33 protein-coding genes are annotated in these 26,541 nt (G+C 40.3%); 24 read left to right on the forward strand and 9 right to left on the reverse strand.

Going from position 1 to position 26,541, the window contains the following annotated elements; all coding sequences use genetic code 11:
• Positions 1-7 precede the first annotated feature (7 nt).
• From ACFFGV_RS06400 to ACFFGV_RS06425, 6 genes are all read left to right on the forward strand, one after another.
• Positions 8-496: a dihydrofolate reductase gene (locus tag ACFFGV_RS06400; protein WP_377345775.1), complete on the forward strand. Its 489-nt coding sequence runs from the start codon at positions 8-10 to the stop codon at positions 494-496.
• Positions 497-517: 21 nt separating this feature from the next.
• A complete protein-coding gene (mobA, locus tag ACFFGV_RS06405) occupies positions 518-1,102 on the forward strand; it encodes a molybdenum cofactor guanylyltransferase (protein ID WP_377345776.1) in 585 nt (194 codons plus the stop codon).
• Positions 1,103-1,282: 180 nt separating this feature from the next.
• Positions 1,283-1,495, forward strand: a complete 213-nt coding sequence (gene tatA, locus ACFFGV_RS06410; protein WP_377345777.1) for a twin-arginine translocase TatA/TatE family subunit — start codon at positions 1,283-1,285, stop codon at positions 1,493-1,495.
• Between the two features lie 32 nt (positions 1,496-1,527).
• On the forward strand, positions 1,528-1,728 hold the full coding sequence (locus ACFFGV_RS06415; protein WP_377345778.1) for a twin-arginine translocase TatA/TatE family subunit: 201 nt from the start codon (positions 1,528-1,530) through the stop codon (positions 1,726-1,728).
• Positions 1,729-1,851: 123 nt separating this feature from the next.
• Positions 1,852-2,574 (forward strand): twin-arginine translocase subunit TatC, encoded by a 723-nt coding sequence (gene tatC, locus ACFFGV_RS06420; protein ID WP_377345883.1) that lies wholly within the window; start codon positions 1,852-1,854, stop codon positions 2,572-2,574.
• A 90-nt stretch (positions 2,575-2,664) separates the two neighbouring features.
• Complete coding sequence (locus ACFFGV_RS06425; RefSeq protein ID WP_377345779.1) at positions 2,665-2,886, forward strand: YozE family protein; 222 nt, start codon at positions 2,665-2,667, stop codon at positions 2,884-2,886.
• A 188-nt stretch (positions 2,887-3,074) separates the two neighbouring features.
• Here the strand turns inward: ACFFGV_RS06425 and ACFFGV_RS06430 are convergent, their stop codons facing one another.
• Positions 3,075-3,191 (reverse strand): YjcZ family sporulation protein, encoded by a 117-nt coding sequence (locus ACFFGV_RS06430; protein ID WP_377345780.1) that lies wholly within the window; start codon positions 3,189-3,191, stop codon positions 3,075-3,077.
• An 80-nt stretch (positions 3,192-3,271) separates the two neighbouring features.
• Positions 3,272-3,598 (reverse strand): YolD-like family protein, encoded by a 327-nt coding sequence (locus tag ACFFGV_RS06435; protein WP_377345781.1) that lies wholly within the window; start codon positions 3,596-3,598, stop codon positions 3,272-3,274.
• Positions 3,599-4,039: 441 nt separating this feature from the next.
• Between ACFFGV_RS06435 and ACFFGV_RS06440 the strand changes: the two genes are divergently transcribed.
• The 16 genes from ACFFGV_RS06440 to ACFFGV_RS06515 all read left to right on the forward strand — a co-directional run bounded on the left by ACFFGV_RS06440 (position 4,040) and on the right by ACFFGV_RS06515 (position 19,321).
• The gene (locus tag ACFFGV_RS06440; protein WP_377345782.1) at positions 4,040-4,423 is read left to right on the forward strand and encodes a PilZ domain-containing protein; all 384 of its coding nucleotides are present in this window, start codon (positions 4,040-4,042) and stop codon (positions 4,421-4,423) included.
• A gap of 128 nt (positions 4,424-4,551) precedes the next feature.
• Positions 4,552-5,700 (forward strand): exonuclease SbcCD subunit D, encoded by a 1,149-nt coding sequence (locus ACFFGV_RS06445; protein WP_377345783.1) that lies wholly within the window; start codon positions 4,552-4,554, stop codon positions 5,698-5,700.
• A gap of 2 nt (positions 5,701-5,702) precedes the next feature.
• A complete protein-coding gene (locus tag ACFFGV_RS06450; protein ID WP_377345784.1) occupies positions 5,703-8,813 on the forward strand; it encodes an AAA family ATPase in 3,111 nt (1,036 codons plus the stop codon).
• A 378-nt stretch (positions 8,814-9,191) separates the two neighbouring features.
• The gene (locus tag ACFFGV_RS06455; protein WP_377345785.1) at positions 9,192-9,581 is read left to right on the forward strand and encodes a DUF5365 family protein; all 390 of its coding nucleotides are present in this window, start codon (positions 9,192-9,194) and stop codon (positions 9,579-9,581) included.
• 68 nt (positions 9,582-9,649) lie between these two features.
• Positions 9,650-9,898, forward strand: coding sequence for a DUF2584 family protein (locus tag ACFFGV_RS06460; RefSeq protein WP_377345786.1), 249 nt, complete (start codon positions 9,650-9,652; stop codon positions 9,896-9,898).
• Between the two features lie 352 nt (positions 9,899-10,250).
• Positions 10,251-10,937: a uracil-DNA glycosylase gene (locus ACFFGV_RS06465; RefSeq protein WP_377345787.1), complete on the forward strand. Its 687-nt coding sequence runs from the start codon at positions 10,251-10,253 to the stop codon at positions 10,935-10,937.
• A 95-nt stretch (positions 10,938-11,032) separates the two neighbouring features.
• On the forward strand, positions 11,033-11,767 hold the full coding sequence (gene vrrA, locus ACFFGV_RS06470; protein ID WP_377345788.1) for a VrrA/YqfQ family protein: 735 nt from the start codon (positions 11,033-11,035) through the stop codon (positions 11,765-11,767).
• Between the two features lie 86 nt (positions 11,768-11,853).
• Complete coding sequence (gene msrB / locus ACFFGV_RS06475) at positions 11,854-12,819, forward strand: peptide-methionine (R)-S-oxide reductase MsrB (protein ID WP_377345789.1); 966 nt, start codon at positions 11,854-11,856, stop codon at positions 12,817-12,819.
• Positions 12,820-12,909: 90 nt separating this feature from the next.
• Positions 12,910-13,959 (forward strand): AbrB family protein, encoded by a 1,050-nt coding sequence (locus ACFFGV_RS06480; RefSeq protein ID WP_377345790.1) that lies wholly within the window; start codon positions 12,910-12,912, stop codon positions 13,957-13,959.
• A gap of 91 nt (positions 13,960-14,050) precedes the next feature.
• Complete coding sequence (locus ACFFGV_RS06485; RefSeq protein ID WP_377345791.1) at positions 14,051-14,965, forward strand: VOC family protein; 915 nt, start codon at positions 14,051-14,053, stop codon at positions 14,963-14,965.
• A gap of 3 nt (positions 14,966-14,968) precedes the next feature.
• The gene (locus ACFFGV_RS06490; RefSeq protein ID WP_377345792.1) at positions 14,969-15,577 is read left to right on the forward strand and encodes an alpha/beta hydrolase; all 609 of its coding nucleotides are present in this window, start codon (positions 14,969-14,971) and stop codon (positions 15,575-15,577) included.
• A gap of 76 nt (positions 15,578-15,653) precedes the next feature.
• The gene (locus tag ACFFGV_RS06495) at positions 15,654-15,839 is read left to right on the forward strand and encodes a hypothetical protein (RefSeq protein WP_377345794.1); all 186 of its coding nucleotides are present in this window, start codon (positions 15,654-15,656) and stop codon (positions 15,837-15,839) included.
• Positions 15,840-15,921: 82 nt separating this feature from the next.
• Positions 15,922-16,641 carry a DNA/RNA nuclease SfsA gene (gene sfsA, locus ACFFGV_RS06500; RefSeq protein ID WP_377345795.1) on the forward strand — a complete coding sequence of 240 codons (720 nt, stop codon included), beginning with the start codon at positions 15,922-15,924 and terminating at the stop codon, positions 16,639-16,641.
• Between the two features lie 123 nt (positions 16,642-16,764).
• Positions 16,765-17,715, forward strand: coding sequence for a mannose-6-phosphate isomerase, class I (manA, locus tag ACFFGV_RS06505; protein ID WP_377345796.1), 951 nt, complete (start codon positions 16,765-16,767; stop codon positions 17,713-17,715).
• A gap of 33 nt (positions 17,716-17,748) precedes the next feature.
• Positions 17,749-17,952 carry a DUF6501 family protein gene (locus tag ACFFGV_RS06510; RefSeq protein WP_377345797.1) on the forward strand — a complete coding sequence of 68 codons (204 nt, stop codon included), beginning with the start codon at positions 17,749-17,751 and terminating at the stop codon, positions 17,950-17,952.
• Between the two features lie 412 nt (positions 17,953-18,364).
• Positions 18,365-19,321, forward strand: coding sequence for a TIGR03571 family LLM class oxidoreductase (locus ACFFGV_RS06515; protein WP_377345798.1), 957 nt, complete (start codon positions 18,365-18,367; stop codon positions 19,319-19,321).
• 63 nt (positions 19,322-19,384) lie between these two features.
• On the opposite strand, the gene ACFFGV_RS06520 is transcribed toward ACFFGV_RS06515, so the two are convergent.
• From ACFFGV_RS06520 to ACFFGV_RS06535, 4 genes are all read right to left on the reverse strand, one after another.
• Positions 19,385-20,392, reverse strand: a complete 1,008-nt coding sequence (locus tag ACFFGV_RS06520; RefSeq protein WP_377345799.1) for a S8 family peptidase — start codon at positions 20,390-20,392, stop codon at positions 19,385-19,387.
• A gap of 185 nt (positions 20,393-20,577) precedes the next feature.
• The gene (yfkAB, locus tag ACFFGV_RS06525) at positions 20,578-21,702 is read right to left on the reverse strand and encodes a radical SAM/CxCxxxxC motif protein YfkAB (protein WP_377345800.1); all 1,125 of its coding nucleotides are present in this window, start codon (positions 21,700-21,702) and stop codon (positions 20,578-20,580) included.
• 273 nt (positions 21,703-21,975) lie between these two features.
• Positions 21,976-22,554: a superoxide dismutase family protein gene (locus ACFFGV_RS06530; RefSeq protein ID WP_377345802.1), complete on the reverse strand. Its 579-nt coding sequence runs from the start codon at positions 22,552-22,554 to the stop codon at positions 21,976-21,978.
• Between the two features lie 152 nt (positions 22,555-22,706).
• Positions 22,707-23,132 (reverse strand): DoxX family protein, encoded by a 426-nt coding sequence (locus tag ACFFGV_RS06535; RefSeq protein ID WP_377345803.1) that lies wholly within the window; start codon positions 23,130-23,132, stop codon positions 22,707-22,709.
• A gap of 333 nt (positions 23,133-23,465) precedes the next feature.
• On the opposite strand from ACFFGV_RS06535, the gene ACFFGV_RS06540 reads away from it, so the two are divergent.
• Positions 23,466-24,254 (forward strand): SDR family oxidoreductase, encoded by a 789-nt coding sequence (locus ACFFGV_RS06540; RefSeq protein WP_377345804.1) that lies wholly within the window; start codon positions 23,466-23,468, stop codon positions 24,252-24,254.
• 82 nt (positions 24,255-24,336) lie between these two features.
• Here ACFFGV_RS06540 and ACFFGV_RS06545 read toward each other — a convergent pair whose 3' ends face one another.
• Together ACFFGV_RS06545 and ACFFGV_RS06550 are read right to left on the reverse strand one after the other, a co-directional pair.
• On the reverse strand, positions 24,337-24,609 hold the full coding sequence (locus tag ACFFGV_RS06545; RefSeq protein WP_377345805.1) for an acylphosphatase: 273 nt from the start codon (positions 24,607-24,609) through the stop codon (positions 24,337-24,339).
• 78 nt (positions 24,610-24,687) lie between these two features.
• Positions 24,688-24,945, reverse strand: coding sequence for a transcriptional regulator SplA domain-containing protein (locus tag ACFFGV_RS06550; protein WP_377345807.1), 258 nt, complete (start codon positions 24,943-24,945; stop codon positions 24,688-24,690).
• 188 nt (positions 24,946-25,133) lie between these two features.
• On the opposite strand from ACFFGV_RS06550, the gene ACFFGV_RS06555 reads away from it, so the two are divergent.
• Entirely contained in the window at positions 25,134-25,946 is an 813-nt protein-coding gene (locus ACFFGV_RS06555; RefSeq protein WP_377345808.1) for an alpha/beta fold hydrolase, read from the forward strand.
• A 152-nt stretch (positions 25,947-26,098) separates the two neighbouring features.
• On the opposite strand, the gene ACFFGV_RS06560 is transcribed toward ACFFGV_RS06555, so the two are convergent.
• Positions 26,099-26,488, reverse strand: coding sequence for a hypothetical protein (locus ACFFGV_RS06560; protein ID WP_377345810.1), 390 nt, complete (start codon positions 26,486-26,488; stop codon positions 26,099-26,101).
• Between the last annotated feature and the right edge of the window lie 53 nt (positions 26,489-26,541).

Consider the following 26,541-nt stretch of genomic DNA (forward strand, 5'->3'; position numbering starts at 1 on the left):
GAAGCGTGTGATTTCATTTCTTGTAGCAATGGACCATAACCGAACGATAGGAAAGAATAATGACCTTCCCTGGAAATTGCCTGAGGACTTGAAATTCTTCAAGCAGGTATCTATGGGAAAAACCATTATCATGGGTCGTAAAACGTTTGAATCTATGAATGGACCGTTACCGGGCAGGACGAACGTAGTGGTAACAGGCCAACATCAGTTCTCAGTGGATGGAGTGCATGTGATTCACGACCTTGATACAATACGAAAGTGGGAAAAGCAAGAGCCGGAAAAAGAGTGGTTAGTTATAGGCGGCAGCCATGTGTTTGAACAAATGATAAAGGATGCAGATCGGATGTACATTACATGGATTGAAGAGAGCTTTGATGGAGATACCTTTTTCCCTGCTTTTAATGAAGAAGAATGGACGTTATCCAAGAATGACAAAGGTGTTAAAAACTATAAAAATCCTTACGATTATTATTTCAGGCAATACGATAGAAAATAACTGCCTAGAGGAGGAGAAGCTTTGCTTGTCGCGGTTCTAGCCGGCGGGGAATCAAGGAGGATGGGAGTAGACAAGGCGTTTCTTCCTATTCACGGAGAGCCGATGATTTACCATGTCCTCCAAAGGATAGAAACATGGACAAATCGAATAGTCATTTCATCTAGTAAGCGCTTGGATTATTCTTCACTTGGCTACCCGGTCCTAAGGGATATCTATCAAGGGAAAGGGCCGTTAAGTGCATTGAATAGTGTATTTACTGCATTTCAGGATGAATGGATAGCGTTGGCACCGTGTGACAGCCCCTTCTTGAACAAAGCTGTGTATGAGTATTTGACAGCACAAACAAGTCATTATCAGGCTGTGATACCTTATTATAAAGGACGGTATCACCCTTTAGCTGGCCTGTATCATCGAGACTGTTCTGCGGTAGTAAAAGAGCTGCTACACAAGGATAAGCTTGCTATGAAATCGTTATATCACAGCGTCCCGACGAAGTTTGTGGACTGTGAATGTATTTCTGTATCCAGTGACATACTCGACAACCATTTCCTCAACATAAATCATCCTGAAGATTATGATATGGCTCTGCATATGGACATAAGATGATTTCTCATAGGTCATGGACAAAATGTAGTAAAAGGCTTACAATCAGAAAAGAGAGTCCTAGTTAGTTACGTAATAGAAAGCATCGATAAGGTATAGTGCTTGTTTATTTTCGAGCAGATAATGAAATACTTGTTGGTAAAAGAATCTTTATGATGTACCCTGAAGGGTAGGTGAATGTGTATGCTATCTACTATAGGTATTCCAGGATTAATTCTTATCCTTGTTATAACATTGATTATTTTCGGACCTAAGAAATTACCGGAAATAGGGAAGGCTACTGGTCAAACGTTAAAGGAATTTAAACAATCTGCCCGTGAGCTTTCAAGTGAAGAGGTAGAGGGAGAGCAGCAGAAGTCTGCTATTTCCAGCAAAGAAGAGCATACTAAGGCGTAATACTTATGTAAATCAATAGTGGAGTGATGTACATGCTATCATCAATAGGAGTGCCAGGTTTAATACTCATTCTGGTTATTGCACTCGTTATTTTTGGACCTTCTAAGCTGCCTGATATCGGCAAAGCGGTAGGAGGTTCCTTACGAGAGTTTAAAAAAGCAGCATCTGATGTCGTTTCTGATTCTGATAGTGATTCGAAGAAAGTAAACCAGGACCAGGATAAAAACACATAATCTAAACGATAAGAAGATGTAAGAGGCGAAACGCATTCTTACATCTTCTTTATTTGCTTATAGTACAGACATATAGAGGAGGTGGACTTCTTGCCAAACGATTATCAGTACACAGATCAAGAAATGAATTACACAGAGCACTTAGAAGAATTAAGAACAAGGTTGTTATGGATCTTCGGTTTCTTTGTTGTTTTTTTTATTGCCGGATTTGTCTTTGTAGAAGAAATATATCAATATTTTGTTAATAATATTGATTACCAGCTAACGGTATTAGGTCCTTTCGATATTCTGTGGATTTACCTTATGCTGGCTAGTATGGTAGCTATTACTGGTACCTTGCCTATTTTATCTTTACAAATCTGGTTGTTTGTAAAGCCGGCATTAACTCCGAAGGAACAGAAGGTCTCGTTAAGCTACATACCAGCTATCTTCTTATTATTTCTAGGTGGGTTGGCATTTGGGTATTTTCTTATCCAGCCGTTAATCTTTAATTTTCTCCTCTCTCTTGGACAGGATATGTTTCAAACGATGTTTACAGTCGAGAAGTATTTCAAATTTTTGGTGCGGGTAACGTTGCCGTTCGCCATTTTCTTTGAAATACCCATTATCGTGATGTTTTTAACCAGTCTTGGTATTGTCAATCCGATGGTGCTACGGAAAGTGAGGAAATACGCATATTTTGTACTCGTCATTATAGGTACTATGATTTCGCCTCCTGACTTTATTTTACAACTCGTTGTAGCTTTCCCGCTCATTGTCTTGTATGAAGTATCCATTATGCTTTCAAGTGTGGTGCAACGTAGAAGAGACCGTAAGTTGAGTGAAGCATTGTCTGAAGACACCTGAGTTTCACCCCGTTCATTGGATTGTTTTATATAACAAATCATGATATAACTAATAATTAACAGAGAATCTTCGGTGTAGGGGAGGTAAATCATGAAGTCATTTTATCATTACATGATGACGTTTAGAGGAAAGGAAAATCCGGATGAAGAAAGTAACCTAGCTGACTGGATTTTTTATGATCACAGCTTCCCAAAGCAATCTAAATCCTATGAGGAAATTAGTCGATATCTGGAGGGCAACGCACCTTTCGCATCGGCCCTCAGAACGTTTGATGATATATGGGACAAATATCAATTAGAAGAATTAGTGTAATTACAGCTAACTAACAAATGCCGTATCTCAATTTGGGATACGGCATTTTGTATGTGATACTGTCTGGAACTAGTCAATGGTGATTCGTAGGGTTTTAAAAAACGTATTAATGACAAACGTCTGGAATAGAGCCTGCGGCAATAAAAAAAAACACGACTACCGCCTAAAAGGGCGGTAATGCGTGTTTATTAGTAAACGAATGTAGCTCCAACAATAATCAAAAGGATGAATAGAACTACAATTAACACAAAACCTCCATAACCATAGCCGCCGTATCCTCCACCGTAGCCACAACCATAACTCATGAGAATCCCTCCTTTTTTCATAAGGTACTATACTATATGAAATTGGCAGGAAAAGCGTATGGGCATTTCATGTTTCCCTCTTAGCTTATTTGGATGATGGAAGCAATTTGAATAGTGTATGTGCTGTTATCCATTGTGATAAGCTTAATCGCTCGCTGCTGCGGTAAGAGCTTTTGGACAAACCCATGATATTCGTGAAACGATCCGTTATGGTACATGTGTAAATGAATTTCCTGCTGGTTTTCAAATGCTGTCATAATGGCAGTGTTTAATTCCTCCAACGCTTGCTCATCTAGCTCTGGGGCTTTCTCCAGTTTATCTTCCTCCCACATGTCTTTTAATATTTGAACGTGTTCCGGCAGCATCATAGATGTCCATTTAATGGTGCCTCTGTCTCGCAGTGACATATTATTCTCCCCTTCTTCTCGGAAATATGGTTCGCTCATATACTGTTATTATATACGAACAAATGTTTGTTTTTCAATGGTAAAGGAACGAATGTTCGTGTATAATAACAGAAGGAAGGTGATGAAGTATGCAGCGACAATCTGTTATGGATCAAATGAATACTACTTTAGAGATTGTATATATAGCCAATGATGGGACATGTACAAAAAGGAAGATAAAAATTTGTTCTGTAACACGAGAGAATGTATATGCATATTGCTATCTGCGGAAGCAGATGAGAACGTTTGTAAAGGAAAATATATTAGCCGCTCAAAAGCTACCTTCGTATCACTAAAAAATATTAATAAAATTTACATGACATTAAAAATGGAGTTGGCTGTCCCCCTTATTTTTGTTAAGATGCATAATAGAGTGATATTTTATGCGTGGGAGTCGATTACATGTTCAAGAAGGATAGCGTCGTTCATTCCTCATCCCCGATAGCGATGGAACGACGTGCTTACCCTCGCTACCAGCTCACCCCTTCATTAGAGGGAGTGATGCATTCCTTTACACTGATGAGAGATCGTCATATGAATGCCATTCAGGGGGAAGTAATAGATATTAGCGAGGGTGGATTGCAATTTGTAACATCAAATGATCTGCCGTTGGTGAGCGAAGAATTAATATCCATTCACTTTTACTGGAACAAGCAAAGAATTCAATTAACTGGTAAACTAGCCTGGATTAGACAAGAGGAAAAAGAAAACCGTGCTGGAATGGCATTTGGAAGTGAAACGAAGAAAAGTGAGCATTTATTACAATTACTTAACCACATAAGATGAACTGGAACAGCATGTTGTGCTGTTCTTTTTTTTACCTAGTGATTAGGTTAATAAGTGGAGCGAACCGTTTCCAATTGTACAGATATCGCTTATGATATGTGTGATAGGAATAGAGGAAGGAGATTCATATGAAAATACTACATACCGCTGATTGGCACCTAGGTAAATTGGTTCATCAGCTTCATATGACAGAGGATCAAGCCTACGTATTAAATCGAATAAGGGCATTAATAATAGAGGAACAGCCAGATGTCATTATTATTGCAGGAGATTTATATGACCGGGCTGTACCACCTAAAGAAGCAGTAGAGTTATTAAATAACACGCTGACGGAAATGATATTTGATTTGGGGATACCTGTCTTAGCAATAACAGGCAATCATGATAGCTCAGACCGGCTGCATTTCGGAAGTGAAATGTTTCGACGACAGCAATTATATCTGCAAACCCATATCGAGGGGTGTACGACACCAGTAACGCTTCAGGATGAATTTGGTAGTGTTCATTTTTATTTGATTCCATACATGGAACCTGCTGATGCCAGGCGGGCTTTTGAGGATGACGCTATCGTGACGCATCACCAAGCAATGGAAGCGGTTCTGACAAATATTCAGGCTACTATGAATGAGCAGGATCGCCATGTGCTCATCGGACATGCCTTCCTGGCTGGTGGGATGGAATCGGAGTCAGAGGAACGGCTTTCCATGGTTGGGGGCACTCCCTACATTGATGTGGACTTATTTTCTGCCTTCGACTATGTAGCGCTTGGGCACTTGCACCAACCTCAGCGTGTAAAGCACGAGCATATTCGCTATGCAGGATCTATATTAAAATACTCATTCTCAGAGGCAAATCATAAGAAAAGTGTTACGATGGTCACGTTAAATGGAAGTGGAATAGATCGTATAGAACAGCACCCTTTATCTCCAAAACGAGATATGATAGTTAAAGAGGGCTATCTCCAGGAGTTTTTAGAGGGGGAGGACGCTGGCAGCGAGGATTATGTCCACATTAAATTATTAGACGAGGGACAGCTGTTAGATCCCATGGGAAAATTACGGAAGGTGTATCCTAATGCTCTTAGTTTAGAAAGGGTTGGGTTTTTAGGAAACACTACTGATACTGTACGTCATATACAAGAACGAAAAAAAATGTCTCACCTCGACTTATTTCAATCCTTTTATGAAAACGTGAAGGGGAAAGAAATGGACGAGAATCGAAGGGAGTACATTGCTGAGGTTATTCAGTCGTTAATGAAAGAAGAGAGGGATCAATAAGCATGCGGGCAATCTATCTATCTATTGAAGCATTCGGACCATATAACGATCAGCAGAAGATTGATTTTACTGAGCTTGGACATGAATCTATTTTTCTTATCACAGGTCCTACGGGAGCAGGGAAAACAAGTGTGTTTGATGCGATGGTCTATGCCTTATACGGAAGAGCTAGCGGAACCGATCGTGATCAGGATACATTAAAAAGTCATTTTGCGAAAGAGGGTCAAATGACTGAGGTTCAATTTCAATTTTCCCTTAAAGAGCAGCGATATGAAGTGATCCGTACTCCTAAACAATGGAAGCATAAGGAAAGAGGAGAGGGCTTGACAGAGCAGCCACCAAAGGCAGAGCTGTATAAGGTGAACCACGATGGTAAAGAATTAATCGCTTCAAAAATAAAAGAAGTGAATGAGGCTATTGAAGGGATGCTTCACTTAGATTATGAACAATTTCGCAAAATGATTATGATTCCTCAAGGAGAGTTCCGAAAACTTATCTCAGAAAATAGTAAGGAACGAGAGGAAATCCTCCAGAAAATCTTCCAAACGTATGTTTATGAGCATATGACCGGAAAGTTGAAAGAGGAGTCTAAACAACTAAGAGAACAGTTGGAGTCATTATCCTCCCAAGAAGAAGCCGAAATAGATAAATTGTACTGGCCGGAAGATCAGAAACAATCTATTTCTACAAGCTCAAAGGCTCTTACTTTACTTGACGAAGAATTACAGCAAGATCAACAAACTGCTAAGGACAATCATCTGAAAATAGAGGGAAAACGAACAGAATGGAGGCAGGAACAGGAGAAGTATTATCAGCAAAAGCAGCTCATTGAACAATTTCAGCTTCTCCATGAGCTTCGAAACAAGATTCATACTATTCAGCAGCAGGAAGCAAGCATGAAAGATAAGGAAAACAAGATCATACTCGGTGACAAAGCTCAAATGGTCTTGCCATATGAAAACCAGGCAAATCGATTTGAAGAAGAGCGTGTCAAGCAGGAAAAGCGTTTAAAGGAAAAGGAAGACCAATTACAACAGGTGAAGAAGACATTTACATCAATGAAAGAGCGTTATCAAGAGGAAGAGGCCCGTACAGAAGAACGAGAAGAACTGTCTAAATGGATTCAAGATCAATATCACATGTTAGAGAAATTACGTATCTATCAGTCTCAACAGGAAACTGCTGGTCAGCTTGAACATACGAAACAGCTTCAAACAGGTAAGGTAAGCGATTTGCGACAAAAGGTTGAATCCTATAAACAGTCAATCCAAGAGTTGACCAGTGCAACCACTGCAGGTCAGCGTTTGCATAAGGAATATTACCAGCTAGAATCACAAATAACAGAAGCGGACTATGTAATAGAACAAACATCGAAACTAATTCAAGAAGACAAACGGCTGGTTGAAATGCGGACAACCTATCAGCGCGTGTCCAAACAATATGAGAATATAAAAGAGAGATTGGAACAGGGTAAAGGGCAGCTTCGTGGATTAGAGGAAGAACAAAAACAGCACCAGGCAGTTCGTTTGGCAGCAAAGCTTGGAGACGGAACAGCATGTCCGGTTTGTGGTTCAACAGAGCACCCTCAAAAAGCAGAGACATCTCATGAGTATGTAAAGGATGAGACGATTGAAGCAAAAAAACGAGAAGTAGAAGAAGAGGAGCAACGTCTTCAGAGGCAACAGGAGAAATTTATTGAAGTAAAGTCAGAAGGGCAGTCCCAGCGACATACTGTCGATCAATTAATGAAGACAGTTCTACCTTACAAAGAAAAGGTAGGTATAGAGAATAATGAACAGCTATTGTCGTTCTGGCAGGAGCAGAAGATAAGAATAGAACAGCAGCAAGCAACACTCCATAAGCAATTACAGAAAATAGAAGAAGATGTTCAATCGTTAGAAACCTACCAAAACGCCCTTAAACAGTCTGAAGAAGCATTGGAGATAGAAGAAGGGAAACGCCAAAGAGCACATGATCAGTGGCTCGAGGTACGTACGAAGCTTGAGCAGCTTTCATCTGAGCTTCCAGAGGAACGTAAAGATGCTAATACAGTAGAAGCTATCCTTACCAAAGAACAACAAAGGTATGAAGATTGGATGAATGCTGTAGAAGAGCTTAAGCAGCAATATGAAGCCAAAAAAGAAGAGCTGAATAAGCTTGAGACAGAATGGAACCAGCAAAAAATGTATGTAGAAGAGTCTAAGGGCAATGAAGAACGGGCTAATAAAGAGTGGAAGTTACATTTAGAAAACTCAGGCTTTACTTCTATCCAAGATTACCAGAGTGCTAAACTTTCAGATGCGGCGAGAGAAACACTAAAGGAGGAAGTAGCAGCGTTTAGAAAGCAGCAGCAGGCAACAGCGGATCGTCTCTCCACATTGGAGGAGGAGCTTCAGGATAAAGAGAAGCCTAACTTATCAGAACAAGAAACACGGCTAGAAACGCTCGAGAGTCATATTAATAAACTGGCAGAGCAGCTTCAGCAGCTGCAATGGAAAATAAAAGAACACAAAAGAATACACGACCATCTGGAACAGCTCATCGAATCCAGAAAAGAGAAAGAAGAAAAATATTATTATATTGGGGAATTAGCTCAGCTCGCCAGAGGGGATAACAGTTACAAATTATCGTTTGAACGGTATGTGTTATCTGCCTTTTTAGATGAAATTATTGTTCAAGCGAACATTCGTTTAGATCAGATGACAGAGCATCGCTATCAATTAGAACGTAGTCAAGAAAGAGCGAAAGGTGGCGCTCAAAGCGGACTGGATCTCGAGGTGCTCGATCATTATACTGGTCAAAAACGTTCTGTTAAGACATTATCCGGCGGAGAAGGATTTAAGGCAGCATTAAGTCTGGCCCTCGGTATGGCGGATGTCGTCCAGTCTCAGGCAGGAGGAGTTCAGCTTGATACGCTGTTCATTGACGAAGGCTTCGGAACGCTAGATGAAAGATCGCTGGAGCAGGCTATTAGCTGCTTGAAGGATTTGCAAAAGGGTAATCGAATGCTTGGTATCATTTCCCACGTTCCTCAGCTGAAACAAGAAATAAAAGCGAAGTTACAAATCACCCCAACACCGCAAGGATCCACTTGTGCGTTTGCATTCGGGTAAAGCTGGTGAAGGATCGTATTCACTATCATTTGGGTGATAGCGGAAAACTTGATTTAGAGATAGCCTTGCAGGAAAAGGTAGAAGGGAGTGTTGATGGTTGTGGGATAGCAGCAGCTGCGTTTCTCAGGCCAGTCCTTCCTCATAGCCTCTAAAATGCAAGTTTTCTACATAGGAGCGCTATACAGCAATAATTATACCCACGCTTAAACAGGTTCTTTTAGATAAGGGATGGCTGCCAATAATTTCAGCTTACTTGGGAATTCGTCCCCATGATACACTTGTAGGTAGAGACAGTGAGGATGTGAAGAGTACAAAGCGCGTTCCTTTGTACTCTTTTTCTAGTAATCACCAAGATATACAAGTAAGAGGAGGACGAACATGAAGATAATAACCGCCTCCACTCCAGAACAGCAGGAATATGTGATGCATATGACAAACCATTTATATCAAAATATATTTCCTTATTTTTTTAATAAGGATCATATGGCCTCCCTTCATCATTCTGGAGTGATGAACGCTCAAGGGATAGAGGAATATTCCCTGCAGGATATATTAGAGGTGACAGCTGCATTGCAAACCATTGAGGCTGTGCTGGAATGCTTACTGGAGGGAAATGATGAGCTGCACCACGCGGAAAGATTTGAGGAAAACCGTCGTATTTTGGAGAAACGAAATTGGTATTTCCCTTTTTATTACACTGATTTTAAAGAGAGCTTAACCGGGAATATGTTTAAACAAGTCAAGCCGGATAATGACTGGATTCTGTAATTTTTTCTTGCTAATTGAACTTTCGTGGCGTACGATTAAAGAAAACTGTTGGAGACGGAGGGAATGACATGTCTATGCCTTTATCTATGGAATGGTGTATCATTACCCAGGGAAACGAACAAAGGATCGAATCTAAAGAGAACACCTTCACCTTAACGCTAAAGGGGTATCAATTGTTTCCCCTGGATGAATTTCTTGATATTAAAAGAACAGCCCAAGCAGAGCAAATTGGCACTGCTAAAATCACCGAAATAACGTGGACAAATCAAGCTACAACGTTAACCTATGAACTTGTTTCGTTATATAGCGTCAATTAATGACAACAAATTTCAAGAAATGTTGAAATATGCGCTTGCCCGGGAAATGTTTCTCCTTCATTCCTTCAATCTTTCATGAATTCGCCATATATGCATGGATTTCTTATAGAGATTCCGTTTTATACTAAAGGTAGGAAATAACAATACCATTTGAAAGAGGGATGTTATATGCTGCCGATTATGTTAATGGGAATAATTATTAGCGGGACCATTGCACTGGTAATTGCCGGGGAGCTTACGACTGATTGATGATTACAATATAAACTGCTAGACTACGAATCAGATGCTGCATTGCAGCATCTGATTTTTTTCTGAAATATAACTACGCGTAATGGAACAGAGGGGGATAGAAATGTCTATTTTACATAATGATTGGAAAGAAGTTGTCGGGTCTGAATTAGAACAGCATTATTATTTACAGCTAAGGGAAATGTTAAAGAGAGAATATCACCACCAGACCGTATTCCCGGATATGAATGATATTTTTAACGCGCTTCACTATACGCCTTACCACAAAGCAAAAGTAGTTATTTTAGGGCAGGATCCTTATCACGGTCATGGTCAGGCACATGGGTTCAGTTTTTCTGTGAAGCCTGGCGTTACTGTACCTCCCTCTTTACGAAATATTTATAAGGAACTAGAAGCTGATATGGGATGTACGGTTCCAGCACATGGATATTTGCTAAGCTGGGCTAAACAAGGAGTATTGCTATTGAATACAGTGTTAACGGTTCGGGCTAAGCAGGCTCATTCACACAAAGGATTAGGTTGGGAAAACTTCACGGATGCAGTTATTCGCCAATTGGATGCTCGAGAGCAGCCATTAGTGTTTATTCTTTGGGGAAGACATGCGCAAGCTAAACGAGCGATGGTGGATGAAACAAAGCACTTAGTCATCACATCTCCTCATCCTAGTCCGTTTTCAGCACACAAAGGATTTTTCGGAAGTAAACCTTTCTCGAAAGCAAACGAGTTCCTAAAGGAGAACGGCCAGGAACCTATTGACTGGCAGCTCCCACTAGATTCAGAACAATCGTAAGGAAAGTGTAAGGGAATAATCCCATTTCCTAACACCAAAGCCCTTGTCGTTGCGTACAGTATTGGTAGGGAATCTACACGAAGGAGGGGGAGCATATGCCTCCAAGAATAGGACCAGGTCTTCCAGGGAGAATGCCTCCTGTAGGAAATGCACCATTTCAAATTGGTAGAGGGTTAGGAAATGCTGGACGGTTTGGTGGAGGATTTACTCCACAAGGAATGCAAGGGATGGGTCCATTTCAGCAAGGAATGCAGGGGTTACAAGGGCTAGCAAACCAAGGGGGAGCTGGAACGGGCGGAGGTGGTCTTCTGTCCCGATTGTTTGGTGGAGGAGCTGGAAGTGCCGGTGCAGGTGGTGGGTTGTCACCATTTGCAGGACTAACACAAGGGGCTACGAGCTTAACACAAGGAGCAGCAGGAGCAGGCGGTGGTGTATCTGGAATGTTAAATAACGTTCAATCGGTTTTAAAAATGGCTCAAACCGCTGCTCCCATGGTACAGCAGTATGGCCCGATGGTGAAAAACATACCGACCATGTTTAAACTGATGAAAATAATGAATGAACCAGATAGTGAAAGCGATGAGGAAGAACCAGCTGGAGAAGAGGAAGAATCGGAAGCAATCGAGATTGAGGATTTGGAGGAAACAGATAATCAGAAACCTCAAGCAGCTGCTTCCAAACAAGGTGCCAAGAAACAAGCTGCAGTTTCTAAAAACTCCAATAAGAAAAAAACGAAAGCTAAAGCTGCACCTAAAAAGAAATCAACGACGGTTCAGGCTTCTAATCAAAAGAAGAGTAACGGGAGCTCGACCCCAAAATTGTATATTTAATGCTGAAAAAAGCAATTTACTTGATTTTCTCACGGTGAAAAGAAACAATATTAACACACGTTTTTTACCAATAGGAGGAATGCACCGTGACACAAAATAATCTGGAACAAGCAACATTTGCTGGAGGCTGCTTCTGGTGTATGGTCGAACCGTTTGATGAACGGCCGGGTATTAAGGAAGTAGTTTCCGGTTATACAGGAGGGACAGTTGCGAATCCGACTTATGAGCAAGTCATATCAGGTGGTACAGGTCATGTTGAAGCTGTGCAAATTACGTTTGACCCAGCTATATTCTCATATGAACGTTTATTAGATGTCTTCTGGCAGCAGATTGATCCTACCGATGCGGGCGGACAGTTTGCTGATCGAGGGGAATCCTATATAACAGCTATATACTATCATAATGAGAAGCAAGAGGAGCTTGCCGAAGCCTCTAGACAAAAGTTAGAGGAAAGCGGTACATTTCAAAAGCCGATTGTGACAAAAATACTCCCAGTCAGCACCTTTTACCCAGCGGAGGAAAAGCATCAGGATTACTATAAGAAGCAGCCATTTCATTACAAGCGCTACAAACAGGGCTCTGGACGAAAGGATTTTATAGAATCAAATTGGAAAATGCAGAAAAACCAGCAGGAGTTAAGAGAAACATTATCACCAATACAATATCAGGTCACACAGGAAAACGGAACAGAAGCGCCATTTCGAAATGAGTATCATGACCATGAGGAAGAAGGTATCTATGTAGATATCGTTTCAGGCGAACCTTTATTTAGCTCAAAGGACAAATATGATGCAGGCTGTGGCTGGCCAAGCTTTACTAGACCAATAGATGCTTACTTTGTTGATGAGCATACAGACACCTCTCATGGAATGATTCGGACGGAGGTGCGTAGTAAAGAAGCCGATTCTCATTTAGGTCACGTTTTTGACGATGGTCCAAAAGACGAGGGTGGTCTAAGGTATTGCATAAACTCCGCAGCGCTTAGATTTATCCCAAGAACTCAACTGGAAGAAGAGGGATATGGACACCTTCAATTTATCTTCACATCATAATGCAAGGGATACCTATAAAGAATTGGGCATGCCAAACGACCAGAAATACATTCTGGTCGTTTTGTTTAGGGGAGGAAATGGGGGGATGAAATGACTAAGCGGCTAATAGTGGTATATGGAATTGCCATGATAGGAGGCGTTCTATTTTATTTTCTGAAGATCCCATTACCTTGGGTACTTGGACCAGTAACTAGTTTGGTATTATATAAATTTCTGTTTAACAAGCCAACCACCTCTTCTAATGGATTGAAACAGGTTAGCTTTGTGTTATTAGGAATGCAAATAGGATTATCCTTTCAGGAAAATAGCTTATCTCTTATGGGACCATACATATTGCCTTACGTTTTATGTTCCATCGTGCTGATCACGATAAGTCTTGTGAATGGGTATCTTGTTTCCCGCTGGATTAATGTTGATACAGATACGTCCTTATTGGGGAGTATTCCGGGTGGTTTATCTGCCACCATTGCCTTAAGTGATTCCATGAAGAGCAATACCGTACTTGTAACAATCTTTCATTCCATTAGACTTGTAGCCGTTCTATTTATCGTACCTTTTCTAGCAGCTCAATTGATGCGTAAAGGGGATACTGCTTCTACGTCATTTGTAGCGCCGAGTGAAAACGGAGATGTATCCACTGTTTTTCTGTATGTCGTAGCATATGGGTTGGCATATGTAACTCGTAGAGGTGTTCCTGCATCGTTCGTTATCTTTCCAGTTATTTTTATTGCTGTGGGAAAGGCTCTTGGTATATCCATGTACGTTCCCCCAGATATATTCTTTTTAGCAGCTCAACTAACATTGGGTGTTTATCTTGGTGATTCCATTCATGTAAAAGATATTCAAAATGCTGGGAAATATTGTGTTATTTATTTCGGATTATCTATTTGGCTTATTATCGTCTCGTTTGGTATTGGCTATATTTTTAGCGAAATGGTTGGCTTGAGTTTAGCAACAGCTATTTTAAGTGTGGCTCCAGGTGGCATGGTTGAAATGGCGCTAACAGCCCAAACAGTCGGAGGAGATCCTGCTGTGGTCAGCTCGCTACAAATGATTAGGCTGTTATTAGTTGTCGTTGTTGTACCAATTGCTCTTAAGTGGATCATCCAGCATCGTGAGCCAGCTACTCAATCCTCCTAGTTGACAAACCACGAAAGCAATCGTTGTGATTATCTTGAAATCGAGATAAATTCAACGATACTAATGATTATGTAACGAAAGGATGATGATAGTGGTTGCTTTTCAATCTGGAATACATCATTTATCCGCAATTGTCCAAGACGCTCAAAGGACAATGGATTTTTATGAGGGAATATTGGGATTACGGTTAGTTAAGAAAACGGTGAATTTTGATGATCCAAGCGTTTACCATCTATACTTTGGGGATAAGGTTGGTACTCCCGGAACAATTTTGACTTTTTTTCCTGTACAAGCACCGTTTGGGAGAATCGGCCGTGGACAAGTAGAGCGAATTCTATTTCAAATCCCACCTGATAGTTCCAGCTATTGGTTAGAGTATTTACAAACACAAGCTGTTCCCGTAGAACAAACGGAGTATGGAATTTGGCTCACGGATTGTGATGGACTGTTATTAGGCCTGATCGAAGAGGAATCCAGGGCAGCCCAATATTGGAATGCATCCACTACGGAGGAACGGATTGCGATTACAGGCTTCTATGGAGCTATTCTCGATTCGAAGGACCCGGAACATACAGGAGCTATATTAGAGGCACTAGGGTTCCAAGTAAACGAGGACGACAAGAACGTGATGAAATATCAGGGAAGTGCCGAAATCGGTGCACATATATGGATTAATAAAAACGAACTGAAACGTGGGCTAGCAGGTGCTGGAACTATACATCATATTGCATTCCGCACTCCTAACGAAACGGATCATAGCTTATGGAAAGATCGCCTTACACAAATGGGTATGAACAGTACAGAAGTGAAGGATAGGCAATATTTTAAATCCATATACTTTCATGAACCTGGTGGTATTTTGTTTGAAATTGCTTCAGATACACCTGGATTTCTAATAGATGAAGAGATAGATACTCTTGGAATCAATTTAAAACTGCCTAAATGGTTAGAAACAAAGCGTGAGCAAATTGAAGCTGACTTACCAATATTAAAGAGAGGGGTATAGAAGATGGAGCATGTATTTAACCAAGGAAAATCTAGTAATGTGTTATTACTGCTACACGGTACAGGAGGGAATGAGAAGGATTTATTGCCACTTGCCGAAATGATCGATGGAGAAGCATCTGTCCTAAGTGTTAGAGGGAATGTCTCTGAGCAAGGAATGCCGCGATTTTTTAAGCGGCTAAGAGAAGGTGTATTTGATGAAGAGGATCTTCTCTTCCGCACGGAAGAACTGCACCAATTTATTGATTGGGCAGCAACAGAATATGGTTTCAGCCGAAACGAAGTGATTGCTGTGGGATATTCCAATGGAGCGAATATAGCAGGTAGCTTGCTTTTCCATTATGAACAGCCATTTAAGGGTGCCATTCTTTTTCATCCCATGGTACCAAGAAGAGGAGTATCGCTTCCTACTATGTCAAACTTACCTGTATTTATTGGAGCAGGTAGTAATGATCCGATTTGTGCTCCTGAAGAAACGAAAGAATTAGATCAATTACTTTCAAAAGAAGGGGCACATGTGACTGTGCATTGGGAGCAAAATGGGCATCAATTAACAAAGCAGGAAGTGGAAAGTGCACGCGATTGGTATCAGGAAAAGTTAAAAGAGAATTAAGCCAAATTCGTTTCTCACGCGACAATTTATGATAAAATAAAGAAAAGCGATTTTCCCAGGGAGGAAATAATTTATCGTGAAGAATATTATGTTGCTCGCTGTGATGTTCATGATAGGACTGATCAGTGTAGGGGCTGCATTTGTACTGCCCGTACCAACATGGACAGAATGGACGTTACTTGCATTTGGATCTGCCTTTAATATCTTAACAGTCATTGCATTTATGCTGACTATCGGTATAGAACAGGTGGAACGGAAGTAATGGTTCGTAATGGGAAAGTATTTGATGTATGCTTACATCAAATACTTTTTTTATATAACAAAGAGAAGAAAGGGCGACATGTATGATCATCTCTATCCCGTTGCCTCACCCATTGTATGAGGCAGAATTGATTGAGAGAGAAAACCGATTTATACTGTCCTGTCGGTTAAAGGAAACAAAAGAAGAGATAAGGGTTCACTTAGCTGATCCAGGTCGATTAAAAGAATTATTACCCAAAGGTTGTCTCGTTTATGTTAGTCATCATCCTTCTCCTCAACGAAAAACGAATTGGTCTGCTGTGTTAGTAAAGGATATGGTTACACAAACCCTTGTTTCTCTTCAAACCACTCTTCCCAATCATCTAATAGAGAAGGGACTGAAGGAACACTCCATTCCACCATTTCAGTCTTATGACTTTCAAAAGAGAGAGTTTACGTATGGAGGCTCCAGATGGGACTTCTTATTACAAAAGGATGCTTCGTTCATGGCTCTGGAGGTGAAAAGCGTTACGCTCCAGCAAGATGGTATTGGTTATTTTCCTGACGCTGTTAGTAAAAGGGCAACGAAGCATGTTAGGGAATTAGCACGCATTCAGGAAGAAGAAGATTGGGAGGCAGCTATCCTATTTGTATGCCAAAGGGAAGACATTCAAGTTATGAAGCGAGCTAGTTGGATTGATCCAGAGTTTTCACTAGCTCTACAGCAAGCACGTGAGAAAGGAGTTCATATACACGCCGTCCAAAGCCATTTGTCCAAAGAAGCCATTACATTAGGTGAGGAAATACCATTTATATGGGATTGATCTATCTAATTCTGGTGACAGAACAAAAAGCATTGAGTTAGGACTTAAACAGGTTTATCATATTAGATGGAAAAATCATTACATATACTATCTATTCCGTAATGTTCAGGGAGGAAACGACACATGACAGAACCATTGTTTTTACAGCCGATTTTCAAGGAGCGAATCTGGGGAGGTTCTACCCTCAAAGAAGAATTTGACTATCCAATCCCCTCTAATCATACTGGAGAATGCTGGGCTATTTCAGCGCACAAAAACGGTCAAAGTACTGTAACAAATGGTACATATGCTGGGAAGTCGCTCCATCAGGTATGGGAAAAGGCACCTCATTTGTTTGGTCACTATTCATCAGAAGTGTTTCCTTTGCTTACTAAAATCTTGGATGCAAATAAAGATTTATCCGTTCAAGTGCATCCTGACGATAGCTATGCTCATGAACACGAAGGCCCTCAGGAATTTGGCAAAACAGAATGCTGGTATATTATTGATTGTGAGCCAAATGCAGAGCTTATCTTCGGCCATCATGCTCAAACAAAAGAGGAATTCGAGAGGCTCATGGAAGAGGGTAGATGGGAACAACTGCTCCGCCGCGTTCCGATAAAACCTGGTGACTTCTTCTATGTGCCGAGTGGAACTATTCACGCTCTTTGTGAAGGAACACTCGTTTTAGAAACGCAGCAAAGCTCAGATACTACTTATCGTGTGTACGATTACGATCGTACCGATAACGAAGGGAACAAAAGAGAATTACATCTGCAAAAAGCGATGGATGTGACAACGATACCACATGAAGATAATGAATTAAGCTTCGTGGAGGAACATCGAACAGGTGCAGTGATTACTACACTTGTGCAAGCAGAATTCTTTCAAGTATTTAAGTATGACATAAATGGTGCTGCTTCCTTTACTCAAAATGGCTATTTCCAATTGTTTAGTGTACTAGATGGACAGGCTAACATATCTGTTGGTTCAGATTCCTATTCTATTAACAAGGGAGATCATTTTATCCTTCCGAATGATGTAAGTAACTTCACAATAGATGGAAATGCTACTATAATAGTATCTCAACCATAATACATTGAAAGAATAACGGTTAGGAGGCTAACGATGATTCACCAAACCTGGTATGAAAGTAAAACAATTAAGCAAGTAGAATGTGTCCATGCAAATGCAGAAAAATACGTAGTAGACACCGTTTTAACACCTGGGAAAGTGTATGATGTGAAAAATGAAACCGATGAATTTATATTTATCATCGACAATACTGGTGTCATGGGCGGATTCTACAAGCATTATTTCAAAGAAGTATAAGAATATAAAAAGGCTGTCATCTAAGGATGATAGCCTTTTTTGTGTTGGGAAATTAGAATATTAGTAATTGTTCGCTGTAGAAAGAGCAGCAGTGTTGGCTGTATGTGTAGTATAGCTTGGCCAATTGTTTGTTTTCTTAGAGAAAGGGTAATTTATCCAGGGATATAGAAACAGGAGGCACAATTATGATACTCAATAACGTAAGAGTATATCAGCCGACTCAAAATTTTCAAGCAGATGAACTATAATATGTACATCAAGGAGGGAAATGGTGTTTCCTATCCATGATAAGAGCTGAATAGTTTGCTTGTCCTTCTCTTGACATAGTATGATGGATAGCAGCTTATTGGAACAGCTACCCATATTCGGAATCCCTTTTGATTACGAAGGAAGGGACGAAGGAGGAGACGTTATGGAATGGGACAAGCACTTTGGATATTCCAGAATGCTCAAAGAACACAAACTGACACTAGGGATTAATCTCCCAATAGAAAATCATGGCAAACAAAAGCCAACTATGAACAATCAAATAGAAAGAGTGAAACGAGCAGAACAGCTTGGATTTACCGCCGTTTGGTTTCAGGATGTGCTATTAGAGGATCCTACTTTTGAGGACCCTGCTACAGGACAAGTATATGATAGCCTCTTATATTTAACCTATATAGGTGCACATACGGAGAAAATTAATTTAGGGACTGCTGCAATTGTACTGTCTTTAAGGCATCCTTTACGATTGGCTAAAGAAGCCGCTACAATCGAGAATCTCTTTCCAGAGCGTCTTATGCTAGGAGTATCATCAGGAGACAGGAGAAGAGATTTTGAAGGATTAAATGTGGATATAATGAAACGAGGTGAGCTTTTTAGAGAATCATGGAGCTATTTCCAAGATGCTCTACAGCTTGATTATGAGCCATACACCTCTGCTTTAGGAAAGCTAGATAATGTAACATTGGTTCCTAAACCGACAAAACCGCTGCCGACCTTTATAACGGGATATGCCCAGCAAACTTTAGACTGGGTGGCTGAGCATGGCGACGGCTGGATGTTTTACCCCCAATCCTTAGATAAGCAACAAACGCTTATGGAACAGTATAGATCAAAAGCATCCTCATATGATTCCCGATTCAAGCCATTTTTTCAGCCTATAGTTATGGATCTTGCTGATGATCCCGACCATCCAAAAGAAAAAATTAAACTAGGCTATAAGCTTGGAAGAAATGCACTAATGGAGTGGCTGAAAGAACACGAGAAAGCTGGCGTCAACCATTGTATGATTTCATTACAAAATAGCAGCCGTCCTGTGGAAGAGGTGATGGAAGAGTTTGGAGAATATATCCTGCCACATTTCCCGCCACACCATCACATTTAAAGGATACGCGTGAAGCAGAATATATAAAAGACCAGGGAGACTAAACCTGGTCTTCTCTGTTAGCTATTTGTTTTGATGTGTCTTTTCCTCCTTCATTGCAGGATTCCACGTTTTGGTAAAGGGGGTTAATAAGCCTTCCAATTTCTGAACGAGTGTCAAATGGAGTAATCCATTACCCTCAGCCTTTTTGGAATTTCCAAGTGGAACGGTGCGCCGAATTAATTGAGCATAAATCTCACATTCCGTTAGCTTACGTTCAAACTGTTCGGTGGTGACATTTTTTAATAATGCGATAGCTCCAGAGATATGCGGAGTTGCCATGGAGGTGCCGGAGAGTTTGGCGTATCGACCTTCCGTATAGGTGGAAAGTATTTCTACTCCAGGGGCTACTAAATCTATTTCATCGTTAGTGTTCGTAAAGGAAGCAAGCTCTCGTTTAAAATTAATGGCACCAACCTGTATGACTTCATTATATGCACCTGGATAGGCATATTCATTAGTATCATCTCTACCATCTCCGCTATTACCGGCAGCACAAACAATGGAGATCCCCTTTTGAACGGCATGTATAATAGCTTCTTTAAGCTCTGGTACATCAGTTGGTCCGCCAAGAGACATGGATATTACTTCAACTCGTTCTCCTTGTGGTCCTCTCCAATTAGTAGCATATTCAATAGCATCTACAATCCATTCCATTTTCCCTTGGCCAGAGCCGGTTAACACTTTAGCTATAAGTAAATCACTCTCTGGTGCAACCCCTGTCACTCCACTGTTGGATTGAGTAGCTGCTATTGTTCCCGCAACATGGGTACCATGACCATTATTGTCTGTGTACTGATAAATATCCTGATTAAAGTCAGTTGTAAAATTGCGACCCTCGATAATTCTATCCTTCAAATCAGGGTGAGTCACATCACACCCTGTGTCAAGAATGGCAACTACATTACCTGCACCCTTTTGGGAGCTGTCCCATAGGCCCGGTGCATCTATCATCTGTACGCCTTCTGGAATAACTGAGGATGTATCTAGTATCTGTACGGTTTGATACGGTATTAAATGGACATCACTCATATAATCCCTCCATTTATAATATAGCTTACTTGTATCATATCGAATGAAGGGAAGGAATGGAAATAATAAGTTAGAAAATTTTGAAAATAAATCCGATTTCCTACCTCCTCATGGACTATCTCTGCACAATATAGGGCAATCGACATAAGTAAATCCCTGCTACTACTAGCAAGGATTTCTTTTGCTTATCTTGAAATGTTAGCACTTCTAGATTGAAAATCAACATTTTGATAATACGTATTTTTAACAAGTACATTCGGTCCAAGACATTTTGCCATAGGGCAATGACAATGCAGGGATGCTGCCATCTGTGATTGCTGGTATCGTTCAAACGCTTTAGGGAGGGACGTGTTTTGCACGTTACCCAGATGTGGTTCATCACCGAAGTCTGTAACGATTATTTCCCCACTAAAGATATTTACATTCAAACGCGATCTTCCATCTGGATCGTTTCGGACAGTAACGTTTGGCTCCTCGTAAAGCCTCTTTTGTAAATCCAATGCCTGTTGATCGGAGCTGCAGGGATAAAACGGCAAGGTGCCAAAAAGCATCCACATATTTTCATTTCGATGGTTAAGAAGTCGATGAATAGCTTCTTGCATTTCCTCTAATGACAAAATGTCTAAATCACTTGCGAAGTCGGCAGGGTACATAGGATGTACTTCATGTCTGGCGCAACCCATTTCCACAATATGGTCATGAATCGATTCAAGATAGGGAAGGGTTTTTCTATTTAACATCGTTTCTGCTGATACCATGACACCTTCTGCAGAGAGCTTCTGGGCATTTTCCACCATACGATGGAAATACTGCTCTCTTACTTGCTCTGGTGGCTTTTTGTCCATTTTTTCAAAGCCAGTATGCACAAATTCTTCGATCGTTCCCCAGTTATGGGAGATATGTAACACATCTAAGTAGGGGATAATATCTTCATACCGTTCGTAAGGAAGGGTAAGGTTAGAATTTATTTGAGTTCTAGCTCCGCGTTCATGTGCGTATTTCAGTAACGGAACAACATACTGCTGGACAGATTTTTTGGATAATACAGGTTCTCCGCCTGTGATACTAAGAGCTCTAAGAGTTGGTATTTCATCCAGACGTTTTTTTAATAATTCAAAGGGCAATGCATCTGGATCCTTTTGACGCAGCGTATATCCTACAGCACAATGCTCACATCTCATATTACATAAATGGGTAGTAGTAAATTCAATATTGGATAAGGTCAGGCTGCCATGTTCTTCTATATCCAAGTATGCCTCCCAAGGATCATTAGAAGGATTTAGCGGTTGAAGCTTCATGTTCTGTGTCATATGAAACTCCCTTTCTAATAAATTTCGTTTACACAACAGCTTCCATTCTATCAGATATTATATGAAAACAGAACCAGAATAGAAGAAGGAATGACTTTTACATAGCCCCTTTACCTTTTGGTTGTAAATGTTTGTGGTCCTACTTTCTCCAACAGTATTTCCTCTTCCTTTAAGGAAACTATACCATAACGATAAAGTAGGTATATGTTTTCATCTAGAAAGAAAGATAAAAAAAGAAGGCTCTCCCTCTTCATAAAAAGGAAAGCCTTCTCTTTAAGAACTTATGCTGCCACAAGCCATTCTAGCTCCAGCATTTCCAGATGGCTGTGTAGTATAGTCATCCGGTTGTTCGTGAATGATTAAAGCGGATCCATCTTCATCCAGGAGAGTATTCTTCTTTCCTGGTAATAATGACACATGCTTAGCAATAATAGTTTCGTTCGTCATTTTCTCTTCATTGCTTCTTATGTTTGGTAAATCTCCTGCATGAGACTGGTGGTCATCCTGATGACCGTGCTGCTGGTTCATTGGGTTAAAATGATCTCCTGCAGATGTAAAGTCAGGTCCTTCGCATTTTCCTATTTCATGAAAGTGGAAGCCATGCTCCCCTGTAGGAAGGGAAGAAGAGGTTACGTTGATGTGGACCCCATCCTGCTTTTGAGTGAGGTTTGCCATAGCCATTTGCTTTCCTTTTGAATCCTGTAGCGGAATCGTTATCGTAATAGATGTAGCTACTTCTTCACTTTCCACCCTTTGATTATCTGAAGTCTTGTGGTTATCATCTTGATTTGTGCAAGATACAAGAGAGAAAGTACTGAGGATGAGTAAACTTAAGACGAATCGGATGTTCATACACACATTCCTTTCATTCCTATTGTAGTATCACTATCTCCTAAAAAGAGAAGAAATAGACGAAGGAATGATAAAAATATCCTTAATAGTAATTACATGACCAGTCAAAATCAATAAAACAGGTCATTAGGAATGATAGCCTGTATTAATCGTTAAACATTAGTGTGTTTATTTACATCTCTATTCTGTTGTGTGGTTATTGCCATTAATCTGCTCCCTGATAAGGTTAATACAATCGATAATGCAAGAAGACTTACATCAAACTCCCAACCTGCCATCTCGCCATTCCCAAAAAAACCCACCATCGGAATTTTTACTGTTACCATTGCTCCAATCATAATAAGACCAAGTAAGGCAGAGGAGAGTTTAACGAAAAGACCAAGAATTAATGATAAACCAGCTACTGTCTCCACAATTGCTACTACAATGGCAAGAGCTCCTGGTAAGCCCATCATATCCTGAAACATCCCAGTCACCATATCCAGGTTCATCCATTTTTGAATCCCGTGAATAAGCATAATAGATCCAAGTACAAGACGAGCAATGAACAAACCAAATTCCACTTGTTTTTCATTCATGCTAACATCTCCCTTTTAATTTAATTTGCTCTGTTAATCGTTCACCAATAACTGCTACATCCTTAACAACGATGCACCCCCCACGTCTTGGGCCCCACAGGAAAGCGCGCTATTCCGATTATTCAACTCTCCTTTCTCTCTTCATAGATAAACAAATATCTCGAAGCTAAGTCTTCCATATAGATCAACTATACTGGAATTGCTCTTTGACAGAGCCTGAAATGAATTAGTACACATACATTATAGTAAAGTTTCTCCCGAAAAGATGTGATGCTCCTTACAATATTTCTGAAAATTCAGCGAAACAAACCATAACGTGTAGGAAAGGTAGGTATGGGGTATATAACGAAGGTAGTATTTCGAATAGGAGGAATTAATATCAGTTCATTACAAGGAAAGACAGCCATTATTACTGGAGCAAGCAGTGGGATTGGAGAATCCATAGCTCAACATTTTGCAATGGAAGGTGCAAATGTTGTGTTAGCTGCACGTCGTAAAGACAGACTCGAATCACTTGCACAGCGTATCGAAAGTGAACATCAGGTCAGCGCTAAAATAGTGGTAGCAGACGTAACTAAACAGAGTGATATGGAGAATCTTGTAGAAGAGACGAAAAAAGATTTCTCTTCGGTGGATATTTTCATTAACAATGCTGGTGTAATGCTCTTATCCTTCTTAAAGAATGATAAGGTGGAGCAGTGGGAACAAATGGTTGATGTTAATATAAAAGGGGTTCTATTCGGTATCCACGCTGCATTGCCAGCCATGCTGGAGCAAGAAGCTGGACATATTGTGAATGTGTCCTCAGTTGCAGGTCATGAAGTCTTCCCATCCAGTACTGTGTATAGCGCAACCAAGTATGCTGTGAAGGCTCTTTCTATGGGAATGGAAAAAGAATTGTCCCGTACCGGTGTAAGAGTCACGAATGTATCCCCAGGAGCTGTATCTACTGAATTGCCAGAACATATTACAGATGAAGAAGTTCTATCTATGTTCGAAGATCGGAAAGGGAGAAGAACATTAGAGTCAGAAGATATTGCTCGATCCGTTGTGTATGCTGTAACCCAGCCGTCCTACGTGAATGTAAACGAGGTAATTGTACGACCTATGCAAGATAAGTAATAGTCATACTGAAAGGTCAAGGAGTGATCCTTGACCTTTCCTAGTTATAAAATAAGAGTTGATATTGGCAATATAGCAGCTGTTATTTTACTGTAAAGGATGTGTACCCTTCCACATTAGAGGATTCATCCATGTCTATGTCATCAACCTTTGCGTACGGGCTTGGTCCTTGATGTAAAGCATTAATAAATGACTCTACATCCTTATCTTCGCCTTCTGCTTCCACTTCTACAGATCCATCCATCTTATTTCGAACCCAGCCAGAAACATTGTGCTCTAATGCCTTTTGCTGTGTTGAAAAGCGAAAGCCTACTCCTTGTACTTTTCCTGTCACAATCATATGAACATGTCTCATTATCATCACTCCTGTTAAGTTTGCAAGGTAATCCTACGGTACAATAACCGGATATAGGAGTAATGAAACAACATATTCTTATTCCTCATAGGGCTGATCAGGGTATAATTCTTTAAATGCTTCAGCTGCTGCTTCCTCTGAGGAGAAGAGTGCATCATTTTCTTCTATTAAATGAAACGCTTCATGTAAGAACAATGCTACTCCATCTGGATTATGAGGATGTTGAACTATTTCCGCTTGTTTTATGTTGGCTACAGTAGGCGTGTGGGGATTGTGATATATAACATACACATCATCTCCAGCCTTCACTTCTTTTGGATCAATCATTTCATCCATAGTAATCTCCACCTTTGCATAACATTTGCTATTAGTATATGTGAGGAAGGAAGAGCTAAACGCCTTAACTTGTACCAATAATTGCTAGCTGCATAAGTGGGTGAAGCGGGATACTTTGGATATAATACCGATGGGAGGTAAAGATATTTAGTTTACATAATATAAATATCGGAAATTGAGGTGTTTTCATGCAATCCATGCACGTTCAAATGAGAGATGGGTTTTGTGTACCTATATTCCTATATCGTTGTCCCAATCCTTCTGCTTCTACCTTACTCCTGCTTCATGGTATTACAGCAGAGCAGCGGCACTTACAAAAACTTGCTACACAATTACAGACAGAGATGAATGTGGTCGTTCCGATTTTACGGGGATATGAGGAGGGGGAAAGGCGAGGGGACATTGCTTACAACGGTCAATATGACGATGATCTGCTCGACCTTCAGGACTTTCTAGACAAACAGCTTGAAACTAAATATTTATATTGGGCAGGGCATTCTATGGGTTGTGCAAATGTTTTACGTATGATTCTCAATAAAACTATCGACGGGGATGGAGTAGTGTTTATTTCACCCTTTTTCCATCCGGCGCTACCATTGTACCGAATAGGACGGAAAACTGCTGGGGAAGAGAACAAGCTATATAGAGTGAACGTGTTGAAATTGATTTGGTTGACGTTATGTAGCAAAGCCGGTATCAGAACATGGGAGCATAGCAAAGTATTAAAGGTACCAGATGAATTTTCCGCTAAGACAATAGAATTAAGCTATCGACTATTTACTTCTCGCTTCTCGAAGCAACTAAAGCATACTAGTATTGATATTCCCATCCTTTCGGTGATTGGCAGCAATGATGAAGTAACCCATCCAGAGAGGCTGACAAAATGGTGGGGGAAATTTGCAGCTCAAACATGCGAAATCATTCCAGAAGAAGATCACAATACGATACTTTTTAGCCCACATACAGTGGAAAGGATTAGGAAATGGGTTCAACGAAACTAAAACAACGCGCAATATATCTTAAAAATACTTAGTAGCAACTCCGAACAATAAATAATAAAAAAGTGATACACAGTATAATTAAAGGCTTCATTCAAGTCTAGCTTGTAACGATAAAAAGAAATATTTTTTGAATCCGAGGAGTAATAATGATATTACTCCTCGGAAGATATTATGGAACTGAAGGCTACGGCATCTTCATAGTGTTCATGTCTAAAATCATCACTCGCTTTTGATTTGGAAACAACAGTATGCTTTCTTCTATTTCTAATTTTCTCAATAGCGATGTAAAATGGATCAGCTCCAGGTCGTTCGAGGGTACCTGTTAATATTCTAAGTTGTTCTCTAGTAGATTCCATTGTTTCAACATCGTGCCAGGTAATTTCACCATTATACATATCATCGTTGTATATATGGGCAAAGTGCATGGCTTCAAGTACAGCTTCAGCAGCATCGGCATACACATTAGGGCTCCCAACAATTGTATTGATAACTCCATCACGAACAAGGGGGCGATACATTTGTGCATTATTATAGTTTTCCATTCTATTTCCTCCATAATCATTTATGGTAGTATTTTTAATGATTACGTGGCGAT

The organism is Pontibacillus salicampi, assembly GCF_042434395.1.
GTDB classification, from domain to species: Bacteria; Bacillota; Bacilli; order Bacillales; family BH030062; genus Pontibacillus; species Pontibacillus salicampi.